Origin of the sequence: Geminocystis sp. CENA526 (genome assembly GCF_050753365.1) — a bacterium.
In the GTDB taxonomy this organism is placed as follows: Bacteria; Cyanobacteriota; Cyanobacteriia; order Cyanobacteriales; family Cyanobacteriaceae; genus Geminocystis.
Genome location: NZ_JBLZFY010000078.1, coordinates 1 through 19,672 on the forward strand (window position 1 = coordinate 1; position 19,672 = coordinate 19,672).

At 32.9% G+C, this 19,672-nt stretch carries 29 protein-coding genes and 1 tRNA gene; 16 read left to right on the plus strand and 14 right to left on the minus strand.

Annotated features, from left to right (window positions below; genetic code table 11):
* Positions 1-305 (plus strand): ISAs1 family transposase (locus ACN4EE_RS16870; RefSeq protein WP_431707629.1); only part of this gene is annotated, 305 nt, incomplete at its 5' end.
* Positions 306-652: 347 nt separating this feature from the next.
* Here ACN4EE_RS16870 and ACN4EE_RS16875 read toward each other — a convergent pair.
* The 6 genes from ACN4EE_RS16875 to ACN4EE_RS16900 all read right to left on the minus strand — a co-directional run bounded on the left by ACN4EE_RS16875 (position 653) and on the right by ACN4EE_RS16900 (position 4,408).
* Positions 653-970, minus strand: a complete 318-nt coding sequence (locus ACN4EE_RS16875) for a DUF3593 domain-containing protein (protein WP_431707630.1) — start codon at positions 968-970, stop codon at positions 653-655.
* A 3-nt stretch (positions 971-973) separates the two neighbouring features.
* The gene (locus ACN4EE_RS16880) at positions 974-1,510 is read right to left on the minus strand and encodes a peroxiredoxin (protein ID WP_431707631.1); all 537 of its coding nucleotides are present in this window, start codon (positions 1,508-1,510) and stop codon (positions 974-976) included.
* A gap of 75 nt (positions 1,511-1,585) precedes the next feature.
* On the minus strand, positions 1,586-2,035 hold the full coding sequence (ndk, locus tag ACN4EE_RS16885) for a nucleoside-diphosphate kinase (protein WP_431707632.1): 450 nt from the start codon (positions 2,033-2,035) through the stop codon (positions 1,586-1,588).
* 194 nt (positions 2,036-2,229) lie between these two features.
* On the minus strand, positions 2,230-3,012 hold the full coding sequence (locus tag ACN4EE_RS16890; RefSeq protein WP_431707633.1) for a sulfite exporter TauE/SafE family protein: 783 nt from the start codon (positions 3,010-3,012) through the stop codon (positions 2,230-2,232).
* Positions 3,013-3,348: 336 nt separating this feature from the next.
* Positions 3,349-3,678 carry a rhodanese-like domain-containing protein gene (locus tag ACN4EE_RS16895; protein WP_431707634.1) on the minus strand — a complete coding sequence of 110 codons (330 nt, stop codon included), beginning with the start codon at positions 3,676-3,678 and terminating at the stop codon, positions 3,349-3,351.
* A gap of 40 nt (positions 3,679-3,718) precedes the next feature.
* Entirely contained in the window at positions 3,719-4,408 is a 690-nt protein-coding gene (locus ACN4EE_RS16900; RefSeq protein ID WP_431707635.1) for an MBL fold metallo-hydrolase, read from the minus strand.
* 227 nt (positions 4,409-4,635) lie between these two features.
* On the opposite strand from ACN4EE_RS16900, the gene ACN4EE_RS16905 reads away from it, so the two are divergent.
* Both ACN4EE_RS16905 and ACN4EE_RS16910 read left to right on the plus strand, forming a co-directional pair.
* Positions 4,636-5,349, plus strand: a complete 714-nt coding sequence (locus ACN4EE_RS16905) for a response regulator transcription factor (RefSeq protein WP_431707636.1) — start codon at positions 4,636-4,638, stop codon at positions 5,347-5,349.
* 149 nt (positions 5,350-5,498) lie between these two features.
* Positions 5,499-6,038, plus strand: coding sequence for a late competence development ComFB family protein (locus ACN4EE_RS16910; protein WP_431707637.1), 540 nt, complete (start codon positions 5,499-5,501; stop codon positions 6,036-6,038).
* A 208-nt stretch (positions 6,039-6,246) separates the two neighbouring features.
* On the opposite strand, the gene ACN4EE_RS16915 is transcribed toward ACN4EE_RS16910, so the two are convergent.
* The 5 genes from ACN4EE_RS16915 to ACN4EE_RS16935 all read right to left on the minus strand — a co-directional run bounded on the left by ACN4EE_RS16915 (position 6,247) and on the right by ACN4EE_RS16935 (position 9,559).
* A tRNA-Met gene (locus tag ACN4EE_RS16915) sits at positions 6,247-6,320 on the minus strand.
* A gap of 68 nt (positions 6,321-6,388) precedes the next feature.
* Positions 6,389-7,375 carry a hypothetical protein gene (locus ACN4EE_RS16920; protein ID WP_431707638.1) on the minus strand — a complete coding sequence of 329 codons (987 nt, stop codon included), beginning with the start codon at positions 7,373-7,375 and terminating at the stop codon, positions 6,389-6,391.
* A 117-nt stretch (positions 7,376-7,492) separates the two neighbouring features.
* The gene (locus ACN4EE_RS16925; RefSeq protein WP_431707639.1) at positions 7,493-8,293 is read right to left on the minus strand and encodes a dual OB domain-containing protein; all 801 of its coding nucleotides are present in this window, start codon (positions 8,291-8,293) and stop codon (positions 7,493-7,495) included.
* A gap of 74 nt (positions 8,294-8,367) precedes the next feature.
* On the minus strand, positions 8,368-8,805 hold the full coding sequence (locus ACN4EE_RS16930) for a DUF488 domain-containing protein (protein WP_431707640.1): 438 nt from the start codon (positions 8,803-8,805) through the stop codon (positions 8,368-8,370).
* Between the two features lie 133 nt (positions 8,806-8,938).
* A complete protein-coding gene (locus ACN4EE_RS16935; RefSeq protein ID WP_431707641.1) occupies positions 8,939-9,559 on the minus strand; it encodes a DUF488 domain-containing protein in 621 nt (206 codons plus the stop codon).
* A 187-nt stretch (positions 9,560-9,746) separates the two neighbouring features.
* Between ACN4EE_RS16935 and bchB the strand changes: the two genes are divergently transcribed.
* The 5 genes from bchB to ACN4EE_RS16960 all read left to right on the plus strand — a co-directional run bounded on the left by bchB (position 9,747) and on the right by ACN4EE_RS16960 (position 15,238).
* Positions 9,747-11,273: a ferredoxin:protochlorophyllide reductase (ATP-dependent) subunit B gene (gene bchB, locus ACN4EE_RS16940; protein ID WP_431707642.1), complete on the plus strand. Its 1,527-nt coding sequence runs from the start codon at positions 9,747-9,749 to the stop codon at positions 11,271-11,273.
* A 372-nt stretch (positions 11,274-11,645) separates the two neighbouring features.
* Entirely contained in the window at positions 11,646-12,773 is a 1,128-nt protein-coding gene (locus ACN4EE_RS16945; protein ID WP_431707643.1) for a TRAFAC clade GTPase domain-containing protein, read from the plus strand.
* Between the two features lie 88 nt (positions 12,774-12,861).
* A complete protein-coding gene (locus tag ACN4EE_RS16950; RefSeq protein WP_431707644.1) occupies positions 12,862-13,581 on the plus strand; it encodes a hypothetical protein in 720 nt (239 codons plus the stop codon).
* A 452-nt stretch (positions 13,582-14,033) separates the two neighbouring features.
* Positions 14,034-14,927, plus strand: coding sequence for a pentapeptide repeat-containing protein (locus ACN4EE_RS16955; protein WP_431707645.1), 894 nt, complete (start codon positions 14,034-14,036; stop codon positions 14,925-14,927).
* Positions 14,928-14,992: 65 nt separating this feature from the next.
* A complete protein-coding gene (locus tag ACN4EE_RS16960) occupies positions 14,993-15,238 on the plus strand; it encodes a hypothetical protein (protein ID WP_431707646.1) in 246 nt (81 codons plus the stop codon).
* Positions 15,239-15,241: 3 nt separating this feature from the next.
* Here the strand turns inward: ACN4EE_RS16960 and ACN4EE_RS16965 are convergent, their stop codons facing one another.
* Positions 15,242-15,394, minus strand: a complete 153-nt coding sequence (locus tag ACN4EE_RS16965) for a hypothetical protein (RefSeq protein WP_431707647.1) — start codon at positions 15,392-15,394, stop codon at positions 15,242-15,244.
* Between ACN4EE_RS16965 and ACN4EE_RS16970 the strand changes: the two genes are divergently transcribed.
* The 4 genes from ACN4EE_RS16970 (at position 15,386) to ACN4EE_RS16985 (ending at position 16,674) form a co-directional block, all read left to right on the plus strand.
* Positions 15,386-15,607 carry an antitoxin family protein gene (locus tag ACN4EE_RS16970; RefSeq protein ID WP_431707648.1) on the plus strand — a complete coding sequence of 74 codons (222 nt, stop codon included), beginning with the start codon at positions 15,386-15,388 and terminating at the stop codon, positions 15,605-15,607. The two genes, ACN4EE_RS16965 and ACN4EE_RS16970, sit on opposite strands and share 9 nt — an antisense overlap.
* Positions 15,608-15,626: 19 nt before the next feature.
* The gene (locus ACN4EE_RS16975) at positions 15,627-15,986 is read left to right on the plus strand and encodes a PIN domain-containing protein (protein ID WP_431707649.1); all 360 of its coding nucleotides are present in this window, start codon (positions 15,627-15,629) and stop codon (positions 15,984-15,986) included.
* 177 nt (positions 15,987-16,163) lie between these two features.
* Positions 16,164-16,388 (plus strand): addiction module protein, encoded by a 225-nt coding sequence (locus ACN4EE_RS16980; protein WP_431707650.1) that lies wholly within the window; start codon positions 16,164-16,166, stop codon positions 16,386-16,388.
* Positions 16,378-16,674: a type II toxin-antitoxin system RelE/ParE family toxin gene (locus tag ACN4EE_RS16985; RefSeq protein WP_431707651.1), complete on the plus strand. Its 297-nt coding sequence runs from the start codon at positions 16,378-16,380 to the stop codon at positions 16,672-16,674. Before ACN4EE_RS16980 ends, ACN4EE_RS16985 begins: the two co-directional genes overlap by 11 nt.
* Before the next feature lie 71 nt (positions 16,675-16,745).
* Here ACN4EE_RS16985 and ACN4EE_RS16990 read toward each other — a convergent pair whose 3' ends face one another.
* Both ACN4EE_RS16990 and ACN4EE_RS16995 read right to left on the minus strand, forming a co-directional pair.
* Positions 16,746-17,069, minus strand: coding sequence for a Txe/YoeB family addiction module toxin (locus ACN4EE_RS16990; protein ID WP_431707652.1), 324 nt, complete (start codon positions 17,067-17,069; stop codon positions 16,746-16,748).
* Complete coding sequence (locus tag ACN4EE_RS16995) at positions 17,070-17,318, minus strand: DUF433 domain-containing protein (RefSeq protein WP_431707653.1); 249 nt, start codon at positions 17,316-17,318, stop codon at positions 17,070-17,072. It abuts the gene before it with no gap.
* A gap of 204 nt (positions 17,319-17,522) precedes the next feature.
* Between ACN4EE_RS16995 and ACN4EE_RS17000 the strand changes: the two genes are divergently transcribed.
* From ACN4EE_RS17000 to ACN4EE_RS17015, 4 genes are all read left to right on the plus strand, one after another.
* Entirely contained in the window at positions 17,523-17,822 is a 300-nt protein-coding gene (locus tag ACN4EE_RS17000; protein WP_431707654.1) for a BrnT family toxin, read from the plus strand.
* Positions 17,819-18,019 (plus strand): hypothetical protein, encoded by a 201-nt coding sequence (locus tag ACN4EE_RS17005; protein ID WP_431707655.1) that lies wholly within the window; start codon positions 17,819-17,821, stop codon positions 18,017-18,019. Before ACN4EE_RS17000 ends, ACN4EE_RS17005 begins: the two co-directional genes overlap by 4 nt.
* A 367-nt stretch (positions 18,020-18,386) precedes the next feature.
* Positions 18,387-19,430, plus strand: a complete 1,044-nt coding sequence (locus tag ACN4EE_RS17010; protein WP_431707656.1) for a CIA30 family protein — start codon at positions 18,387-18,389, stop codon at positions 19,428-19,430.
* Positions 19,431-19,627: 197 nt separating this feature from the next.
* A partial coding sequence (locus ACN4EE_RS17015; protein ID WP_431707657.1) for a helix-turn-helix domain-containing protein occupies positions 19,628-19,672 on the plus strand: 45 nt, incomplete at its 3' end.

Here is a 19,672-nt window from a genome sequence, read left to right on the forward strand (position 1 = left end):
AAACAACCATAGAAAGAAGATATTATCTGACCAGTCTTGATCTTAATCAAGGAGTGAAAAAATTTGCTCAAGGAGTCAGAAGTCATTGGGGGATTGAGAATCAATTACATTGGTGTTTGGATGTGGCATTTAAAGAAGATAGTAGTCGAATCAGAAATGGCAACAGTGCAGAAAATATATCTTTAATTCGTCATCTAGCTCTGAATTTACTCAATAGAGAAACAGAGTATAAACGAGGTAAAAAAGCACAACGATTAAGAGCGGGATGGGATGAGAAGTATCTACTGAAGATTTTATCTTCCTGAGTATGCGTTTGCCCTGAATAAATATTTCCGATAATTAAAAATATAATCAATGTATGTTAAAATTTTGGGTTGCACTTCGTTCAATCCAACCTACTTGATTTTTATGAGGGTCGATCGACTTTATATCGTTCTTTTTCCTGATTCTTGATATTTTTTTGATCATCCCATTCAAACTCATATTTCATTTTTTTTTTAACCTTCAGGACTTACGCAATCATAACGATATTCTGTCATTGCGGTGAGGCGCGTAGCGTTGCGAGGCAACGAAGCAACCTGAAGCAATCTCAATTAACCTTGATTTTTGGTACAAATGCGTAAATCCTAACCTTTTTATTTTTGAAGGGGATTTAGTCTGGAGTTTTTGCTTTTTCCATGACTGCCTGACGAAACCCTAACACTACAAAAATATTTGACAAAGTGAGGAAAAATTCCGCCCCCCCGTGCAACCAATCCACATTAGCTAAAGAGGTGTGAAAATATGTTTCTGCATAAATTCCCGCAGGAATAGTAATCGCCACAAATAGCAATAATAGATAAAAACCAATGAGGGCAAGTTTAGGCGTTTTCTTTGATTTAGTCAGAAACCATAAAAAGCCTAAATAGGGAAAAAGAGAAACAGCGAATAAAGTTTCTTTACTGACAAAACTAAGGGTAAAGGATTCCATGATTTAACTTTGTAATTCTTTTAATTTGGCTAACACTTCTTGAGAATGAATAATGGGGCGCACTCCCAAAAATTGAGCTACTAAAATTCCCTCTGGATTGATAATATAAGTATGACGCATCGATCGACCGCTCAACCATGAACCATAAGCCTTACTAACTTTACCATCAGTATCGGCTAACAGTGGAAATTTTAAACCCTCCTCATCACAAAATTCTTGATGAGATTTAACATCATCCACACTTACCCCAATAATTTCAGTGTTAATGTCATGATATTGACTTAAATCTTTTTGAAATCTTTGAGCCTCAAGGGTACATCCGGGGGTAAAATCTTGAGGATAGAAATATAATACTATCCATTTACCTTGATAATCTGTCAATGAAACTTCTCCATCACCTGTGTTAGTCGATAAAGTAAATTGTGGTGCTGGTTGATTTAAAGGCGGTTGCACTCCCCCTAAAGCGAATACAGGATTAACAAAACTGAGGAATAAGCAGATAATGACAGTAAATAAGAGAGATAATTTAGAATTTATCATTGACAGTATAAAGAATTTAGAATGTATAATTAAAATATACGCCCTAATTCCTCATTCCTCATTCCTAATTCCTAATTACTCAAATAACCAAGGTTTCATGGTGTTTTCCCAAGAAACCAACTCATCTTCCTTAAACCATAATGCTATCTCTCTTTGGGCGGTTTCGATCGCATCTGAGCCATGAATAAGATTACGTCCGATATTAACGCCATAATCTCCCCTAATAGTACCCGGTTCTGCCGCTAAAGGATCAGTAGCACCAATGATTTTACGAGCCGAAGTCACAACCCCTTCTCCCTGCCATACCATCGCTACCACAGGAGAAGAAACGATGAAATCCACTAAACCACTGAAAAAAGGTCTTTCTTTATGTACGTCATAATGTTGCTCTGCCAATTCACGAGAAACACTCATTAATTTTAAACCCACTAGGGTAAAACCTTTATTTTCTAAGCGTTTGATTACTTCTCCCACGAGGTTACGCTGTACACCATCGGGTTTTACCATTAAAAAAGTGCGTTCCATAATTTTTGTATAGATTTAAAGTTATAATTTTCAACGATCTCATTATTCATTGTCCATGATCAATTGTCAATAAGAAATAAAGACTCATATTGAAGGGAATAAACTTGAGTAGAAAGTAATGTAATTATCTTAGTTAATCAAATTTATTTTGTCTTTAATATTTTGTTTAATTTAAGTTTGAAAAACTCTAAAATCTAGCGTACAATAAGGACAAAAACAGCAACTGTTAACACAAAATAACCAAAGCCTTTTTGCAAATATTGAGGATCAATTTTTTTTGCTAATAATCCACCTATAATAATACCTGCACTAGATGCGATCGAAAAAATAATCATAATTAACCAATTTAATTCTACCTGATTTAAGTATCCTGAAAAGCCACTGACAGAATTAAAAGCAATGATAATTAACGATGTACCGACTGCTTCTTTCATGGGAATACCTCCGACTAAAACTAAAGCTGGAATAATCAAGAAACCGCCTCCAACTCCCACAAATCCTGTTAAAATACCAACTCCAAAACCTTCAATTATGGTGAATAAAATTTGAGTATTTTTTTTATTATTAACTAATTTATGTTTTCCTAAATTATCTGTTACTTTTAGTGATTTACTATTACTTTTTTTGATCATTAAAACACTGGCTAATAACATAATTATTCCAAAACTAACCAGTTGAATAGTGTCATTTATAAAAGGTAAATCGCTGATTTTTGCCCCTAAAAAACTACCTATCATAGCAGGTGGAATGAAGATAAGCGCGATCGAAAAGTTGACGTTTCCTTGTCGCCAATGAGGAATTAAGCCAATAATACTAACTATCCCCACGATAAATAAACTCATGGCAATAGCTTCTTTAGTGGAAACACCGATAACATATTTAAGAATAGGTACAGCTAAAATTGAGCCTCCACCGCCAATTAAGCCTAGACTTAATCCCACGAAAATAGCAAGAATAAAACCAAAAGTTAAACGCATAGAGAATTAAGAATTAAGAATTAAGAATTAAGAATGAGAAATAATGTGATTTTAATACATAATAATTTAAGAAAATTTGACTAACAAAATTGCATTTTTATCAGTCGCTTTAGCAGACTTTAGCTATTAGCTTTGTCAATTTATTTATTGATGAAACCTAATATCCTGCAAAGAAATAAATTTCATTGCTCATAGCACAACTCTACTAAAGTGAGTTAATTTACTCTTAAAATATTGATTTTTTTCTAATAATTAATTTTCTATAAAAAAGCCTATATTTTGTGGAAATGTTGTTTAAATTTCTCATAAATGATTTCTAATTGCTATATGTATTTTTTACTTTGCTAGAGGAAAATTTGCCTTTTGCCACGCCACAATTCCTCCTTGCAATTCAGTAATATTAGAGATACCTAAATCAATTAATTTTTTAGCAATATCGTGGGAACGTTTGCCCGATCGACAATAAAGTATAATATTATTTTTACCTAGCCATTCTTCGGGCTTAAATTGACTAGAGGGTTTTAAAATAGCTGTAGAAATATGCCCAAAATTATACTCATCTGGTTCTCTAACATCTACTAAATAGACAGGCTCTTGAATTAATTTAATCATTAAATCTTGGGCAGTAATAAATTTTATTTGAGGCTTCACAGCAGTTAAGGTCATAATATTTTAATTAGAAATTAACGATTTAAAATAAAGTTTTTTAGGATACATTTCCACATAATTGATTAGCAGGTACAGCTTCCATAATTTTGGTAGGATTAGGTAAATTAAGGTTATTCATTAATTCAATAAAATCCTCTTTATTTTTATGAGAAATACGGGGATTAAATTCTTTTTCTTCCGCAATAGTTGACACCATATGACCACGATAATCATGTCCGGGATAAACTAAAGTATCATCGGATAAAGTAAAGAATTTTTGCGTAATAGAATCGTATAAATCTCCTGCACTTCCACTCTGAAAATCTGTTCTTCCACAACCTCGAATAAATAGGGCATCTCCCGTTAAAAGGTGATTGCCGTTGACTAAATACGCAAAATGACAATCTGTGTGTCCGGGGGAAGCAATGGCTTTAATCTCAATATTGCCAACTTTTAACACTTCTCCATCCTTTATGTGTCGATCGGCACAGTTTACCTGCGCTTTTTCAGGTACAATCCCCATACACTGGGTTAACTCTCGCAATTTTCCTGTCCCTGTAATGTGATCAGCGTGAACATGGGTATCCATACTGTATTTAAGAGTTAAGCCTAATTCAGTGATTAATTGTAAGTCTCTTTCTACTTGTTCTAATACTGGATCAACTAATATAGCTTCTTTACTATCTATATCACCAATAAGGTAAGTATAAGTCCAAGTGTCTCGATCGAACAGTTGACGAAATAACATTTTTTTAAATTAAGTTTTTGCTTTTATGTTCATTTTACTATATGGTTATATGTTTTGCGAATAAAAATTACTCAGTGCGATCGACTAGATGAAAGTGTCACAAAAGGTTAAATAACTTATTCATTTTTAATAATGTTGTTTATAATCATTAACATAGGATAAATTTTTATAATTTTTGTTATACATCTGATTTTTTAAATAATTATAAAGTAGGTCAAATTGGATTAATGTCTCGAATATTAGTGATTGATGATGATGCGGCTATCGCAGAATTAGTGTCCATTAATTTAGAAATGGCAGGATATGATATATGTCAAGCAGAAGACGGAATTAAAGGACAAGCCTTAGCATTACAAATACAACCAGATTTAATTATGTTAGACTTGATGCTGCCGAAAGTCGATGGTTTTACGGTGTGTCAAAGGTTGAGACGGGACGATCGAACTGCTAATATACCCGTATTAATGTTAACTGCCCTAGGACAAACTCAAGATAAAGTGAATGGTTTTAATGCTGGTGCTGACGACTACTTAACTAAACCCTTTGAAGTAGAAGAAATGTTGGCTAGGGTAAAAGCCTTATTAAGAAGAAGTGAAAGGAATAACCCCGCCACAAAACATAGTGAAATTCTGAACTATGGTTCGTTAACCCTTGTACCAGAAAGGTTTGAGGCGATTTGGTTTGAGAAAAATATCAAGTTAACTCATTTAGAATTTGAATTGTTACATTGTTTACTGCAACGTCATGGACAAACCGTAGCACCTAAAGATATTCTCAGGGAAGTATGGGGGTATGATCCCAATGATGATATTGAAACTATAAGAGTCCATATTCGCCATTTACGCACTAAACTAGAACCGGATCCCAGAAAACCTCGTTATATTAAAACTGTTTATGGTGCAGGATATTGTTTAGAATTAAATCAACCAAATGCTAATTAAACGAGGCTTTAGCTTACGAAACATTAAAAAATCTTTGTTGAAAAGTCTAATATAATTAAGATTAATATACAATTTCACAGATAAATTATTAACAATTAACAATAACAATGGAATAATTAACTTTTAAGAATTAATCAAACAGGAGTTTTATGGGCATAAATGATATTGTCAATCAGGCATTGGAAACAGGTTATTTAACCCCTACTATGGAAGCAGAAGTAGGGAAAATGTGTGAAAGTTCTTCGGAATTGTCTTTGGAAGAATATATGGCATTAGATAAATTGATGGGTGCTTTGTTAACGGGAGAAGTCGTGGCAATGCCAAGAAAACAATTTATTAACGTGATGGAAGAATTGGTAGTAAGTGAGGTAATTTCTAGGGTGGCAGAAATCGAAACTACCAGCAATAGGCTATTAGATGTGGGAGATATTTCAGCTTATGCCCTTAATCGTTTACCTCCTCTCTATGCTACCACAGAGGAAGGGGCAGATTTTCAAAGAGAACGAGCCAAAGATGAGTTAAAAACTTTAATTACAGAACAGGTAGAACAGGCTATTTCATTATATCTCGATCGACCTGAGTTTCATCCTGAAAGACAAGTGATTAGTAAAGGCTCACAGGCTAACAATGTCTTTAAACAAGTTAGTCAATTACTGCAATCTCAAGCCTCTAATTATGAATCTAAGTAGGGGTTACTGAAGATAGGGAAAAGGGAAAAGGGAAAAGGGAAAAGGGAATAAGTAATAAAAATTAAGGTAAAAATGCTAATTTTTTAAGAAAATAATGCTAAAACTGTGCATTTTTTTATCCACGCATTATGAAAAAATCCTCGATTTTAATGAGCTTCTGAGTTACCCCACAAACCGTACTTATCAACATTATTTATAAATAATTTAATGGCGGGAGGCGGATTTGAACCACCGACCTTCGGGTTATGAGCCCGACGAGCTACCTGGCTGCTCTATCCCGCGATGCTTTTACTATCATAACCATTATTTTATTTTTATGCAACCCTTTTCTTAAAAAAACTTTGAAATCCTTACTTAATCACATTTTTATATTTGAGATAAATATCTAATCCGGGTACATTGTGTTGAAATTCTGGCGGTAAAGTAAACTCCGTCTCAGAATAGTGACTTCTAATATCCCGTACAATTAAGTAAAAATGAGTCCATTGAGTCATTATTTCTAAAAGTCTTTGGAATTGAATATAAGATACCTGATGTTTTTGTTTCAAAACAATGTATTGAAGCATTCTAGCGTAATCTTCCTCTCTAGTTTTATCAATAGGTAACTCAATAATTTTTCCTAATTGTTCAAAACGTTGCTCATTGGCTTTTACTAAAGTTACAATATCATTAAAATCCCCTAAGTCTCTACCCAGTAAATACTGTACAATGTCAGACATTACTCGCAAAAGAGAGAAATCTTCTAACTGATATTTTTTAAAAAGGAAAATCAATCTTAAGCCTAAGTCATCCTGTTTAGCAACGGTTTTGAGAGTTTGTGCATAAACATTAATGGCGTTTTTACCTTCTTCGGTTTGAATTTCCTGTAGGGTTTTTTCCAGTTGTTGATCTAAGAAAGTGATAAACTCTGAGGAAGGTAATTGTTTTTCGAGCAGTTCGACAACAAAGTTATAAAATTGTTGTTGTTTACTACTACGATAGGATAATTCTATCTGTTCGATTTTTAAAAAACTATCTTTTGCTTCTACCGCTACCCGAAATAGGGCGACATAGTTTCTTAACCCCTTATATTCTCCTATTTCCAAAGAGAATAAGTTACTAATTTTCACAAATTCTAAAAATTCTGAGTCACTGAATTTACTACTATCTAAGGCTTTAGCAATAGGAGTTAAGAGTTTTAATTCGGCAAAGACTCTTTGATGATGCTCAATTACTTCTTGTGGTACTTCTTCATGGGGTTTTTGTATGATAGCTTCTATTTTCTCTAACATACTTTTGTCTCCCCATAAGGGCTTATTCCACCATGCTTCTGTTTTTTTATCTGTTGGTTTATTCATAAACTGTGGCGATCGAAATTATACTATAGGTTATTTTAACAATAAATGAACGAAAAATTTTTTGCGTGGGAGTCAAAGTTAAACCATAATTCCTTACCTCGTGAATAAATATCTATTTTACAGCAGATTTTCTCTCGAAAGATTTTGCAGATAGGTAAGAAATTGTTGGGCTTCTTCTTGGGTGAGTTGATAACGAGATTCTTTATCAAAATTTTCTCTTAAATATTTTTTTCCTTGAGATTTACTCCATCCGACTCTATTCATTTGCGTTAAAATCATTTCTAATTGTGAGGGTAATTCAATGACTCCTGCGATTAATCGATAACACATTAATTCATCTTGAGGATATTTTTGCCAAGGTTGACTTAAACTCATACATATCAAACCATGACAGGTATAGGATTGGTGATAGTCTAATTTTTTCAGCATTAGAGGATCGGTTATACTAATTTCTATAGAGGCTAGGTGATATTTTTCGTCTAAAATACGCCCTTTTCCTCTATTTCTTGTGTCTCTATAACACTGTAGAGATTTTACTTCTATTAGTTGTAATGTACGCAAAGGTGATTGTTGTCTTAAATACTCATAGGGGATAGCTCGATCGAACTGGGGATATAATAGGGTATCTTCACAGTAGGGCAACAAATCAGTCACTTTGGCTTTATCGGTTATTTGCCAAGGGAGATGATAATAACCATAGTTTTCTATTTCATAACCTAGTTTTTGATTTCGATCGATGGGTGTATCTATAATATCTAAAAGCCAGATTCGATCGACTTGAGTATGACTATCATTAAGGGGTAATCTTCCATCTTCTAAACTAGAAACAGGGCGTATCCATTCTCCAGAATGAGGATTAATACCAGCGATACATCTACCGTGATGTTTGTAAGAATTAGCTAAACAGATTATTTTCATAACCTATCAAAATTAATTTTACTTATAGGACACAATATTCAATATCATTATTTTATTACATATAATCTCAATTGTTATAAATGGATTATTTCAATATTTTTAAATTGTGACTGTAGATATTCCGCCGCTAAACGCCGATGACAATTATGAGGCTTATCTTCACTACATAAAAAACAACAATTATCTAAATCTTCTTCTTTTAGGGTAGTTTCTATCTGTCTTTGAGCAATTAAATCTAAATAGTGACGAGAATAGTCATCCCATGCCATAGCCTTTTTTTTATATGCGTCAAGTATATCCTTTGTGGGTGCTAAAGATAACTTATGTTCATAATCAATGTGAGCAATTTTTTTCAAAAAATACTGTAAATCCGACTGCTTGGCAAATCCTGATAATTGAGAAGTATTATTCAAACGGGTATCAATAATTTTTTTCACCCCTGCTTTTTGCAATCCTTCAAAAAATTTTTCTGCTGATTTACGGGTAAATCCAATGGTAAATAATTTAATCATTTGCTTATGGTTAAAGTCATTAATTATAAAATATAACAATCTTAAATCATCTAAATAAAATTACTTAAGATTGCTTCGTGCCTCGCAATGACAAAATACGATTATGATGGCGTAAATGCAGATTAACTATTCACTATTCACTCTCTACATAAGCAATTTTTAAACCTTGTTTTTGATATGCCTGTTTAAGTCTTTCTTCTTTTGTCATGGGAGGAGGTAAAATATCTGTAAATAATGATAATTGTCCTTCTAACTCATTATCTTGCAAATTATGTTGTTTGAGCATCCTTTCTTCTAAATCTTCGTGAAATTCTAAGTCACCGTCACTATGAATATGGGCAATTTCTAAATTAAATGGTACGAGATGCTGACATACTAGGATAGCACGATGACAGGTAAGAGGGTCTTTTTCGGCACACATCAAGGCAATACGATGATTTTCCACCCCTTTCAAAATTCGCTGTATTCCTTGCCCAAATTTTTCTGTTTTGGCAATATTTTCATAGATAGCTTTACCATTAACATAACAGCTTTGATTATCAGGACGAGCGCCCAATTCTCCTCCTAAAAATACATACAAAATTTCGTGTTGGGCAAGATAACGTTGTAATTGTTTTTGACTGAAGTGTGGCAAGTAACGACTGTATGGGGTCGATCGAACATCCCCCAAGGCTGAGATATTATGTTTTTGTAGTAATTCAATAAAGTATTCAGGGTTGTAATTGGAATGTCCAATAGTGAATAAAGGTTGCATTACTTTTATAGCAGTCAATTATGAGTTGTGAGAATTATCTTATTATAGAAGACAAGAGGCAACAGGCAAGAGTAGTCGTATCTTGGATAATCATTAATATTTGTAAATGAAAATCTCCGAAAGTCAAAGAAAATTGCACACTAGAAAAAAGAAGATTTTTTACTTACCCCCACGGAGATACTGTTTTATGAAATTAGCTTACTGGATGTATGCTGGACCTGCACACATTGGCACTCTCAGAATTGCTAGTTCTTTCAAGAATGTTCATGCAATTATGCACGCACCCCTCGGCGATGATTATTTTAACGTAATGCGATCGATGTTGGAAAGGGAAAGAGACTTTACCCCTGTTACTGCTAGTGTAGTCGATCGAAACGTTTTAGCAAGAGGCTCACAAGAGAAAGTTGTTGACAATATTACTCGTAAAGACAGAGAAGAAAACCCCGATTTAATTGTACTTACTCCCACTTGCACCTCCAGTATTTTACAGGAAGACTTAGAAAATTTTGTGGCACGAGCGCAAATTGACTCCAAAGGAGATGTCTTGTTAGCTGATGTTAACCATTATCGTGTTAATGAATTACAAGCCGCCGATCGAACCTTAGAACAAATTTTACAGTACTATATCAATAAAGCACGGAAAAAAGGCGATATTGTCACCGAAAAAACAGCTAAACCCTCCGTTAATATCATCGGTATTTCTACATTAGGCTTTCACAATAACCATGACTGCCGAGAATTGAAAAAATTGATGGCAGACTTAGACATTGACATTAATCTTATTATCCCCGATGGTGCTTCCGTTCACGATTTGAGAAAAATTCCCCAAGCATGGTTTAACCTTGTGCCTTACAGAGAATTAGGTTTAATGAGTGCTAACTATCTACAAAAAGAGTTTGATATGCCTTATGTGGATATAACCCCTATGGGAGTGGTGGAAACTGCTCGTTGTATTCGCAAAATTCAAGAAGTAATTAACGCTCAAGGTGCTAATGTTAATTATGAAGACTATATCGAACATCAAACCCTATATGTATCAGAGGCTGCATGGTTTTCTCGATCGATCGACTGTCAGAATTTAACAGGTAAAAAAGCCGTAGTCTTTGGAGACAATACCCACGCCGTCGCCATGACAAAAATTTTAGCAAGGGAAATGGGTATTCATGTGGTGTTAGCAGGTACTTACTGCAAATATGATGCTGACTGGTTTCGTCAAGAAGTGAGCGAATATTGCGATAACGTGTTAATCAGTGAAGATAATGGGGAAATAGCCGATGCGATCGCCAAACTCGAACCATCAGCGATTTTCGGAACACAAATGGAACGCCATGTAGGCAAACGCTTAAATATTCCCTGCGGAGTCATCGCTGCGCCAATCCATATTCAAAACTTCCCTATCGGTTATAAACCCTTCTTAGGCTACGAAGGCACGAACCAACTCACCGATTTAGTGTATAATTCCTTTACCTTGGGCATGGAAGATCATCTTTTAGAAATTTTTGGCGGTCACGACACCAAAGAAGTTATAACTAAAGGTATCTCTGCTGACTCTGACTTAAACTGGAATCGAGAAGCGCAAGGAGAATTAAATAAAGTACCGGGTTTTGTGCGAGGTAAAGTAAAACGCAATACCGAAAAATTTGCCCGTGAAAGAGGCTTTAACGAAATTACCCTTGAGGTAATGTATGCGGCTAAAGAAGCCGTAGGCGCTTAATCCACTTGTTTCGCTTCCTAAAAGCAAAAAAGGATGTTTTAACTAATTATCTCGAAAAATTATCTTAATTAGACAATTTTACCATTTTGATTGTTTTGGTTCGATCGATCCCTCAGATTTTGTGATTTTTTGTGATTAAGGGAAAAATTGAATATCATTATTTTACAAGATTAGCACTTAGCTAGTCTTTTTTACTTTAAATAATTAGAAGTGTTCTGAAATATGGTAAAACAAAAATAACAGCTAATAGCCATCGAGCATATTTCTTATTTAGTATTTTAAATTCCTTAGTCTTATGGGTAGCGTTTAATATTAGAGGTGATTTTATCTTAATTATAGTTACAATTATTATTGATATATGATTAGAACTTTATGCTAAAACAAATTTCTCAAGTTTTTCGTCCTCGTAGCGAAATTGAACAACATATAGCGGTATTTGGACAAACAGGAAGTGGCAAAACAACTTTATTAAGTACATTTTACGGATGGCATCAAGAACCATCTTTTATGAAAAATCGTGGCTACAGCCTAATTTCTACAAATACGTCCCAAGGAAATCGTCTGTTAAGTAACTTTTTAAAAATGAAAGATAATGTTTTTCCTGCTCAAACCACTCGTGATTATCAATCCTATAAATTTGATGTCAAGATTAGAGGGTTAGATGGAAAAGCTGCATCTATTGTGTGGCATGATTATCCGGGTGAATGGTGGCAGGAGACAAAAGAAGGTTTAGAAGGAAACGAAAAAATTGAGACATTTCGTTCCCTGTTACAATCTGATATTGCTTTTATCTTATGTGATGGACAAGAGTTAAAAAACAAAGGAAATAGATATTTTAGGGAATTATTTAAACAATTTCGGACAGAAATTGAACTTCAAAAAGAGCAGATTCTATCTAAAGATAAATCGTTAAAATTATTTCCTCGTACATGGGTAATTTGTTTGTCCAAATCAGATATATTTCCTGATAAAGATGTCTATTGGTTTCGAGATCAAATACTTAAATCAATAGATGATGAGTTAGAGGAATTAAATTTACAATTTAAAGATTTTGTTTCAACAGATAGTCCTATATCGATTGGTAATGATTTTCTTTTACTTTCTTCAGTAGCCATAGATGAAACAGGTAAAATCACTAATCCAGAACATCATGTGGGAATCGATTTGATTCCACCTATTTCTTTAATATTACCAGTACAACGGGCTTTAAATTGGGCAAAAAGAAAAACAGAAGGAAAAGTTACCATACATCGATTATTAGAATTATGTCGTAATTTATCAACTAATTGGCTTAAGTATATTCCCATTATTGGTAATATATTTATGTTAGTGGACGATGAAGTAAAATCTCTCACCAATAAATTAAAAGAAGTAGAAGAAAAAGCTAAAAAAAATGGAGATTTAGCTCAAGCCATTATCGCTTCTTTTTATAGTAAATTACAAGAAGAAAATAACCAATCAATTTATCTTTCACAAAAACAAGATTATGATCAACCTTAATAATATTTTATGGTCAACTAGGGGATATGAATGGGGATTTCGTAGATTATTAGAACCCACATTCCAACGCACTGATTGGTATATTCCTTTGAAAAAAATTTTTCCTGAATCAAGCAGTAATGAGCCAAAATTTTATTCAGGAGAGGTGAAACTACCAGAAAATAATAAAACATATAAATATGTAGCAATTCGATTCTTAGATCCTGAAGGGAAGAAAGATAAAAGCAATCGCATTATCCCCCATGAAATTGCTTTATTAGGAGAAGATAGCCTAGATTATAGTGATTTTGAATCTTTCCACTTGGCTATATGGGAGAAATATCTAGCACCGATATATAAAGATGTTTATAAATATGAAATAAAAGAGATCGAATCTATACAGATTCAATTTAATTCAGACTATTCTCATAAAATTGTGGATAAACCTAATAAATCTCAAGAACTCATAAAGGAGGGAAAAACAACCGAAAAAAAGTCACTAAACCTAAGTTTGCTTCTGATGATGGGGATAATCATAATAGCACTTCTAATTTATTTAATAATACAAAAAAACTCGGACAAGACTCCCTCACCCCAGAATCAATCTCAACAGATTCAAATACCAGTGGAGAAAGTTCTGGAAAACAACTCACCCCCTCAGACAATCCCATCAACCCCGAAGGATGTCAACAAAACTCAGTCAGAAACAATACAAAAGAATTTGAACAACAAGGAAAAATCCATAACTCCAACCCTCATGGAATATCAAATATTGGAGATAGAAAAACAATCGAAAGAGGAACAGATAAACACAATACAAGAAAACTAACTGAAAAAAATTGGGATTTAATATCTAAAAGTTTAAAAAAATTACTTGAAAAAATAAAATTTGAAGGTTTAGCTTGGACACTAAACCCAGAACAACAGGCGGAAATTATCCTATTTACGATGTTTTTATCAGATCGAGAAAAATTAGAAGAAGAATTTAACAAAAATAATTATCCCATTGAAAGTTTTAAGGAGACGATCGAAGAACTTTATAAATTTAAACAAGATTATGATAACTAAAATATTCTGGATTATTGATAAATCGATCGAACTTTAATAAGTCAAGGATCGATCGTCCATTAAGAAGAAACTGGAGAAAAAGTAATAGTGAAAAACAATGGTTAGATTCCCAGAAGCAAGAATTAGAAAAAATACAGAATAATATTGATAATATTTTAACTATTCTAAGTTCAAGTGATAGACTTATTGAATACTATTAATTACATCAAAAAAATGAAAATACAGAAACTAATTTGTTTACTAATCATAATTTTATTCTCTTGGACAATTTATGTATCTCCATCTCATGCGGAAAAAACTAAAGATATTAATGAACTACTCGGAGATGGTTCTTGTCTTTGGTGTGATTTAAGTGAAGTAAATTTGACGGGTGCTAACTTACAAAAAATAAATGTCGCTTATTCTGATTTAAGTTTTGCCAATTTAAGTCAGTCTAATCTAAATAAAGCTGATTTAAGTGAAACTGATTTAAGTTTTGCTGATTTAAGTGATGCCGATTTAGGGAATGCAAACTTGGGTAGTAGCAACTTAAGCAATGCTAATTTAAGTAATGCAAGTTTGTACAACGCCAATTTAGGAGATAGCACCTTAACAAATGCAAATTTAAGCAATGCTAATTGTGAAAATGCTAAATTTAGCGGTATTGAATCATCTCGAATGACTGGAATTAATTTGCAAAGTGCTAATCTTAAAGGAGCTAACTTAAAAGGTGTTAGTTTAACCAAAGCCAATTTAACATCAGCAGATTTAAGTAACAAAGTAGATTTGTCTAAAGCAAGATTAAACAGAAGTAATTTAACTGGGACTATTTTAATTGGTGCCAATTTGAAAGAATCACATCTTACTGAGGTTGAATTAAAATCTTCAAATCTAAGTTATGCTGACTTATCTAAAGCCGTTTTAAATCGTGCGAATTTAACTCAAGCAAATCTAAAAGGAGCTAATTTAAAAAATGCTATTTTAAAAGATGCTATTTTAAAAAATGCAGATTTAACAGGTGCAGATTTAACAGGTACTGATCTTCGAGGAGTAGATTTAAGTGGCGCTAATCTGCAAAATACTATTTTAACTGATGCAATTATGCCAAATGGGAAATCTCACCAATAAATAACAGGAAAATTTTTGAATAATATTTAATAATTTAAAAGTGGGTGGGCATTGCCCACCATTTAATGAACTATCAACGAAGTTTTCTCGATTTGCACACTAAAATCTGGGTACGTTTTGACGGAGAAATAGAGAGCGGTAAAGGTAATAATGAACTTATCAGGGAAGAAACTTTAACAGATGGTAGTGTCTGGAAATATTATCTCGATCGAAAAGTGCGAGAAACGGCGGAAGGAGAACGAATTACTCAATATATTTACACTACCGCAGGACGAGTTATTTATAATAAAACTATCATGGAAGTACTGTAAAATCTAAGATGATTCGATCGAACTCCACCTAAAATCTCGATAATAAAAAGTGGCGATCGAATAATTGATTCCGTATCTAGTAAAATTTATGATTAAGATTCGATCGTCAACTATAATATAATTAATGTTGCTTAATCTTGATTTATTATGATTCAACAATTATCCGCCATTTATAAAGATGGATTATTGCGCCCTTTAAATAATCCTAATTTACCCGAAAATACTGAAGTTAATTTAGTGATAGAAAGTAATTTTAATTTGTCGCATCCTTTATTGCAATTTGCAGGTATTCTCATGGATCAAGAAGCTGAAGAAATAGAAAATATCATTAATCAAGAATTCACTCAAGTTAATCATAATAAATGGTAATCTTGCTTTAGATACATCAGTGGTTATTCGCTATTTAAACGGTAATCAAGAAATTGTTAATAATGTCATACAATTTTATCCGATTATTTTGCCTGTGAATGTTGTCGGAGAGTTAATATTTGGTGCTGAAAATTCAGGTAAAAAGTTAAAAAATTTAACTAAATATTTTCAATTTATAGATGCTTGTATTGTTTTACCAATGGGAAGAAAAACGGCTGAAATTTATGCTCGAACTCGTTTAAATTTAAAGCTGAAAGGAAAACCAATACCTGAAAATGATATTTGGATTGCCTCTCAATGTATTGAAAATAATTGGACTTTAGCAACTTGTGATAGTGATTTTATCTATGTAGATGGTTTATCTATGAAGCAATGGTAAATCTAAGGCACATAGCTAATTTAATATTCTAGGGTAAATTACGATCGAACCCTACCCCAAAAGCTCGATCGCACCTCTATAATTATCATTAATTGCAATACTTTAAAAATTCAATGATACCTAAAATTAAAAATAAGCTAAACTAAGGTCAGATTATCCCATTACAGGATTAAATTTATGAATAGTCTATTATCTGAACAAGTTTTACCCTTAACTATTCCTGAAAAACTGAAATTAATAGAAGATATTTGGGATAGTATTGTCATTGATGAGGATCAAATTCCTTTGACTCAAACACAAAAAGAGGAATTAGATCGGCGTTTGTCTTCTTATGATAATCTTGAAAGTCAAGGAGAATATTGGGAAATAGTTAAGCAAAGAATTATCCAAAATGACCTATAAAATAAAAATTTCTAAGGAAGCTGAATTAGATTTAGACGAGGCTTATCAATGGTATAAATCACAGGTTAATCAATTAGGATCGGAGTTTATTCGAGTTGTGGACAATAATTTAGCTTTGATTCAAAAAAATCCCTTTGCTTCTCCAATTATTCATAATAATATTCGTAGGAAATTATTACCAAGATTCCCTTATGGTTTGTTTTATGTAATTCAAGATGATATTGTTTTTGTTTTAGCCTGTTTTCATGTTAAACGTGATCCTCAACAATGGAAAAGACGTTTTTAGAAATTCAACTTTCAACTCCTCAAAAGTTCGATCACTTATGGCGCTGCTCGATCGAACCCTTAAGGTTTATTTTACTCATAGTGAGTCCACATTCGATATATTTTAATCAATTTTTCCTGTTCAACAACTTCATAAACTAATCGATGTTGCTTATTTATTCTTCTGCTAATTAATCCTTTCATATCCCCTTTTAATAATTCATATTCTGGTGGATATTGATATGGATCATTGCGTATAATTTCCATTAGTTTCAATTTCTCAATCCATACTTTTTGGATGATTTTTTCATCGCTAATTCCTCTCGCCTCATCAAAAACGGAAAAAACTTCATAACCTTGATTCCGTAACCATCTAGCTACGCCACTCCCTGTACATTCATCTACTAAAAAACGCATTTAGGCAACTTCTATTAACGGCATAAATTCAGTATTTTCTAAAGTTTTACTGGCAAAAAGTAAACAGGCTTGAATATCATCCTTGGTTAATCCTTCATATTCCCCTAATATTTCTTGTACTGTTGAACCATAAGCTAATAGATTAAGAATATAATCAACGGTTAATCTTGTCCCTTGAATGACTGGTTTCCCCTCCATAATTTCAGTATTTACTGTAATTCGATTCAGTAGTTCTTCTGGTTTTGTCATCAATTTTTCTCAAAATAAATTATTATTCAGCCTAAATTTATTATAAATTAAGCTAACTTTATTTGTCAGATAGAATTCGATCGAACCCTACCCCAAAAGCTCGATCACTAAAAGTGGCGCTGCGCGATCGAACTCTTTGTTCAAAATTTAACCATATGCTATCATTGATTAGTCAACTGATTAAATATTCTTTGATTTATACATTTGCGTTATAATTTTGACTGGAATCCCACAAAGGAAAAACAAAATATTCGTAAACATAAGGTCAATTTTCGTGTAGCATCTACTGTTTTTCGTGATTCTTGTCAATTAACTTTATATGATGAAAAGCATAGTGAACAAGAAGATAGATGGATTACAATAGGCTTAGATGAAATGGGAATTTTAAGAGTTGTAATTCATACTTTTGCTCAAAATGATCAAGATTCTTGTTTAATTAGGATTATTTCAGCCCGTAAAGCAACTTTTAATGAACAACAATATTATAGAGAAAGAAAATTATGAAACCAGAATACGATTTTTCAAATGCAGAACAAGGAAAATTTTACCATCCGAATATAACCTTTCATTATCCGATTTATCTTGAACCAGATGTGGATAATTTTTTGCATAAAATTGCTGAGGAAAAAAATATTGATGTTCAAATTTTAGTCAATGAGTTGTTAAGAAATAATATTAGGATTATCCAAAGTGTTCAATAAGATCGAACCTCACTAAAAGCTGGATATTAACTTTAATCTCGAAATTTGATATAACTGGAAGCTATAATTAATAAGAAATATAGCCTTTTTTATGGTTAGAAAATCAAGTATTATGAAAAATCATGATATTTTTCGGGAAAATTGAGTTAAATTTATTTAACGGTATCTATTAGACGTGTAATTCATTACACGTTGGGATAAGGGTTTAGACTCATAATTCTCTGTGTAATAAATTCCACAGCTAACAGTTTTCGTTCAATAAATTGAACTGATAAAACTCAATTTTACCCGCAACTTTGAAAAAACCCTGCTAAACAAAGGGGATACTTAGTTTAATTTTCTCACAAATGATTTAGTACTGCTATATATGGAATTAAAGCGTCTTTGGAATACCCTTACTTTTTTTGATGTGTTGCCTTTTTCGAGGTGTTTAGCTTCCTTATTTAATAGTGAACAAAAACAAAATACTCGTTATCTCTCTACCATGAATGTTATTTTACTTTATTTCAGTAATGAAACGATACAGCACGATCACGAAGTGGCGCTGCGCACTCGAACTATTCAAACATCTTTACAAAAACTCAATTTACCCCTACGGATTCTCAATGCTTCATCGGCAAATATAACTCCTTATCCTAATACAGAAATTATTAACATTACTTCCCATGAGGATTTAACCCCTTCCTTACTAGAAAGAGTCACTGATATTATTTGTTGTAATCAAGAAGACGCACAAAAAATGATTACCCTCATAGAAAAAAGCCTTAATCCTAGTGAGATATTATTATCTAGTTTCCAAAATCCTAATCAATATCAAAGCTATCTTTGGGGGGCAGTGGATGATGTCGTCATGGGGGGAGTAAGTAGCAGTAACTTGATTTTAGGGCAAAATAAAGCTATTTTTACGGGCAATGTTTCCACCAATAATAACGGTGGTTTTGTCTCCGTCAGAAGTAAAAACTTTACCCCTCCTCTGGATTTATCTTTATACGAAGGTATTAGATTAAGGATACAAGGTGATGGACAAAGATATAAATTTATTACCCGTTGTGAGGGTAAATGGGATGGTATCAGTTACTGTTATTCCTTTGACACCATTGCTAATGTGTGGATGACGATTAATATTCCCTTTACCGACTTAATCCCCGTGTTTCGGGCTAAAATCGTTAAAGATGCGGATAAGTTCGATCGAACTCAACTTTATTCTTTACAATTAATGTTAAGTAAATTCGAGTACGATGGTGAATATAATCCCACATTTCGATCGGGCTTATTCAGTTTAGAGATAGAATCCATCAAAGCCTACGGTAGAGAAAATTCTCCTCGTTTGATTCTTCTGGGTAATAGTTATCAAATAAACACATCTTTATTAAAAGTTTATGCCCAAACAGTAGAAGATATTGAATTTTAACTTAAATAAAGAAAGAAGTCCCACACTGTATTTTTCGGTCAAAAAACTCTTACAAAATCAGTGTGGGATGAATGTTTCGACTACGCTCAACACAAGTTTCGATAAACATAATAGAGTCCGATTAGGACATTTTCCCAAAATCAAAATCTTTGTGCTAAGATAAAAAAAGTTTATCACAATGACTCGTTATCAGTAGAATGCACAAAGCTATAAAAGTCAGATTATATCCCACAAGTGAACAA

Coding starts and splice junctions, on each gene's coding strand:
- ACN4EE_RS17010 (WP_431707656.1), top strand. CDS start 18,387: ATGGAATTAAAGCGTCTTTGGAATACCCTTACTTTTTTTGATGTGTTG.
- ACN4EE_RS16920 (WP_431707638.1), bottom strand. CDS start 7,375: ATGAATAAACCAACAGATAAAAAAACAGAAGCATGGTGGAATAAGCCC.
- ACN4EE_RS16945 (WP_431707643.1), top strand. CDS start 11,646: ATGCTAAAACAAATTTCTCAAGTTTTTCGTCCTCGTAGCGAAATTGAA.
- ACN4EE_RS17005 (WP_431707655.1), top strand. CDS start 17,819: ATGAAACCAGAATACGATTTTTCAAATGCAGAACAAGGAAAATTTTAC.
- ACN4EE_RS16990 (WP_431707652.1), bottom strand. CDS start 17,069: ATGCGTTTTTTAGTAGATGAATGTACAGGGAGTGGCGTAGCTAGATGG.
- ACN4EE_RS16890 (WP_431707633.1), bottom strand. CDS start 3,012: ATGCGTTTAACTTTTGGTTTTATTCTTGCTATTTTCGTGGGATTAAGT.
- ACN4EE_RS16995 (WP_431707653.1), bottom strand. CDS start 17,318: ATGACAAAACCAGAAGAACTACTGAATCGAATTACAGTAAATACTGAA.
- bchB (WP_431707642.1), top strand. CDS start 9,747: ATGAAATTAGCTTACTGGATGTATGCTGGACCTGCACACATTGGCACT.
- ACN4EE_RS16985 (WP_431707651.1), top strand. CDS start 16,378: ATGACCTATAAAATAAAAATTTCTAAGGAAGCTGAATTAGATTTAGAC.
- ACN4EE_RS16900 (WP_431707635.1), bottom strand. CDS start 4,408: ATGTTATTTCGTCAACTGTTCGATCGAGACACTTGGACTTATACTTAC.
- ACN4EE_RS16970 (WP_431707648.1), top strand. CDS start 15,386: ATGATTCAACAATTATCCGCCATTTATAAAGATGGATTATTGCGCCCT.
- ACN4EE_RS16925 (WP_431707639.1), bottom strand. CDS start 8,293: ATGAAAATAATCTGTTTAGCTAATTCTTACAAACATCACGGTAGATGT.
- ACN4EE_RS16875 (WP_431707630.1), bottom strand. CDS start 970: ATGGAATCCTTTACCCTTAGTTTTGTCAGTAAAGAAACTTTATTCGCT.
- ACN4EE_RS16980 (WP_431707650.1), top strand. CDS start 16,164: ATGAATAGTCTATTATCTGAACAAGTTTTACCCTTAACTATTCCTGAA.
- ACN4EE_RS16895 (WP_431707634.1), bottom strand. CDS start 3,678: ATGACCTTAACTGCTGTGAAGCCTCAAATAAAATTTATTACTGCCCAA.
- ACN4EE_RS16955 (WP_431707645.1), top strand. CDS start 14,034: ATGAAAATACAGAAACTAATTTGTTTACTAATCATAATTTTATTCTCT.
- ACN4EE_RS16935 (WP_431707641.1), bottom strand. CDS start 9,559: ATGCAACCTTTATTCACTATTGGACATTCCAATTACAACCCTGAATAC.
- ndk (WP_431707632.1), bottom strand. CDS start 2,035: ATGGAACGCACTTTTTTAATGGTAAAACCCGATGGTGTACAGCGTAAC.
- ACN4EE_RS16930 (WP_431707640.1), bottom strand. CDS start 8,805: ATGATTAAATTATTTACCATTGGATTTACCCGTAAATCAGCAGAAAAA.
- ACN4EE_RS16960 (WP_431707646.1), top strand. CDS start 14,993: ATGAACTATCAACGAAGTTTTCTCGATTTGCACACTAAAATCTGGGTA.
- ACN4EE_RS16880 (WP_431707631.1), bottom strand. CDS start 1,510: ATGATAAATTCTAAATTATCTCTCTTATTTACTGTCATTATCTGCTTA.
- ACN4EE_RS16905 (WP_431707636.1), top strand. CDS start 4,636: ATGTCTCGAATATTAGTGATTGATGATGATGCGGCTATCGCAGAATTA.
- ACN4EE_RS16910 (WP_431707637.1), top strand. CDS start 5,499: ATGGGCATAAATGATATTGTCAATCAGGCATTGGAAACAGGTTATTTA.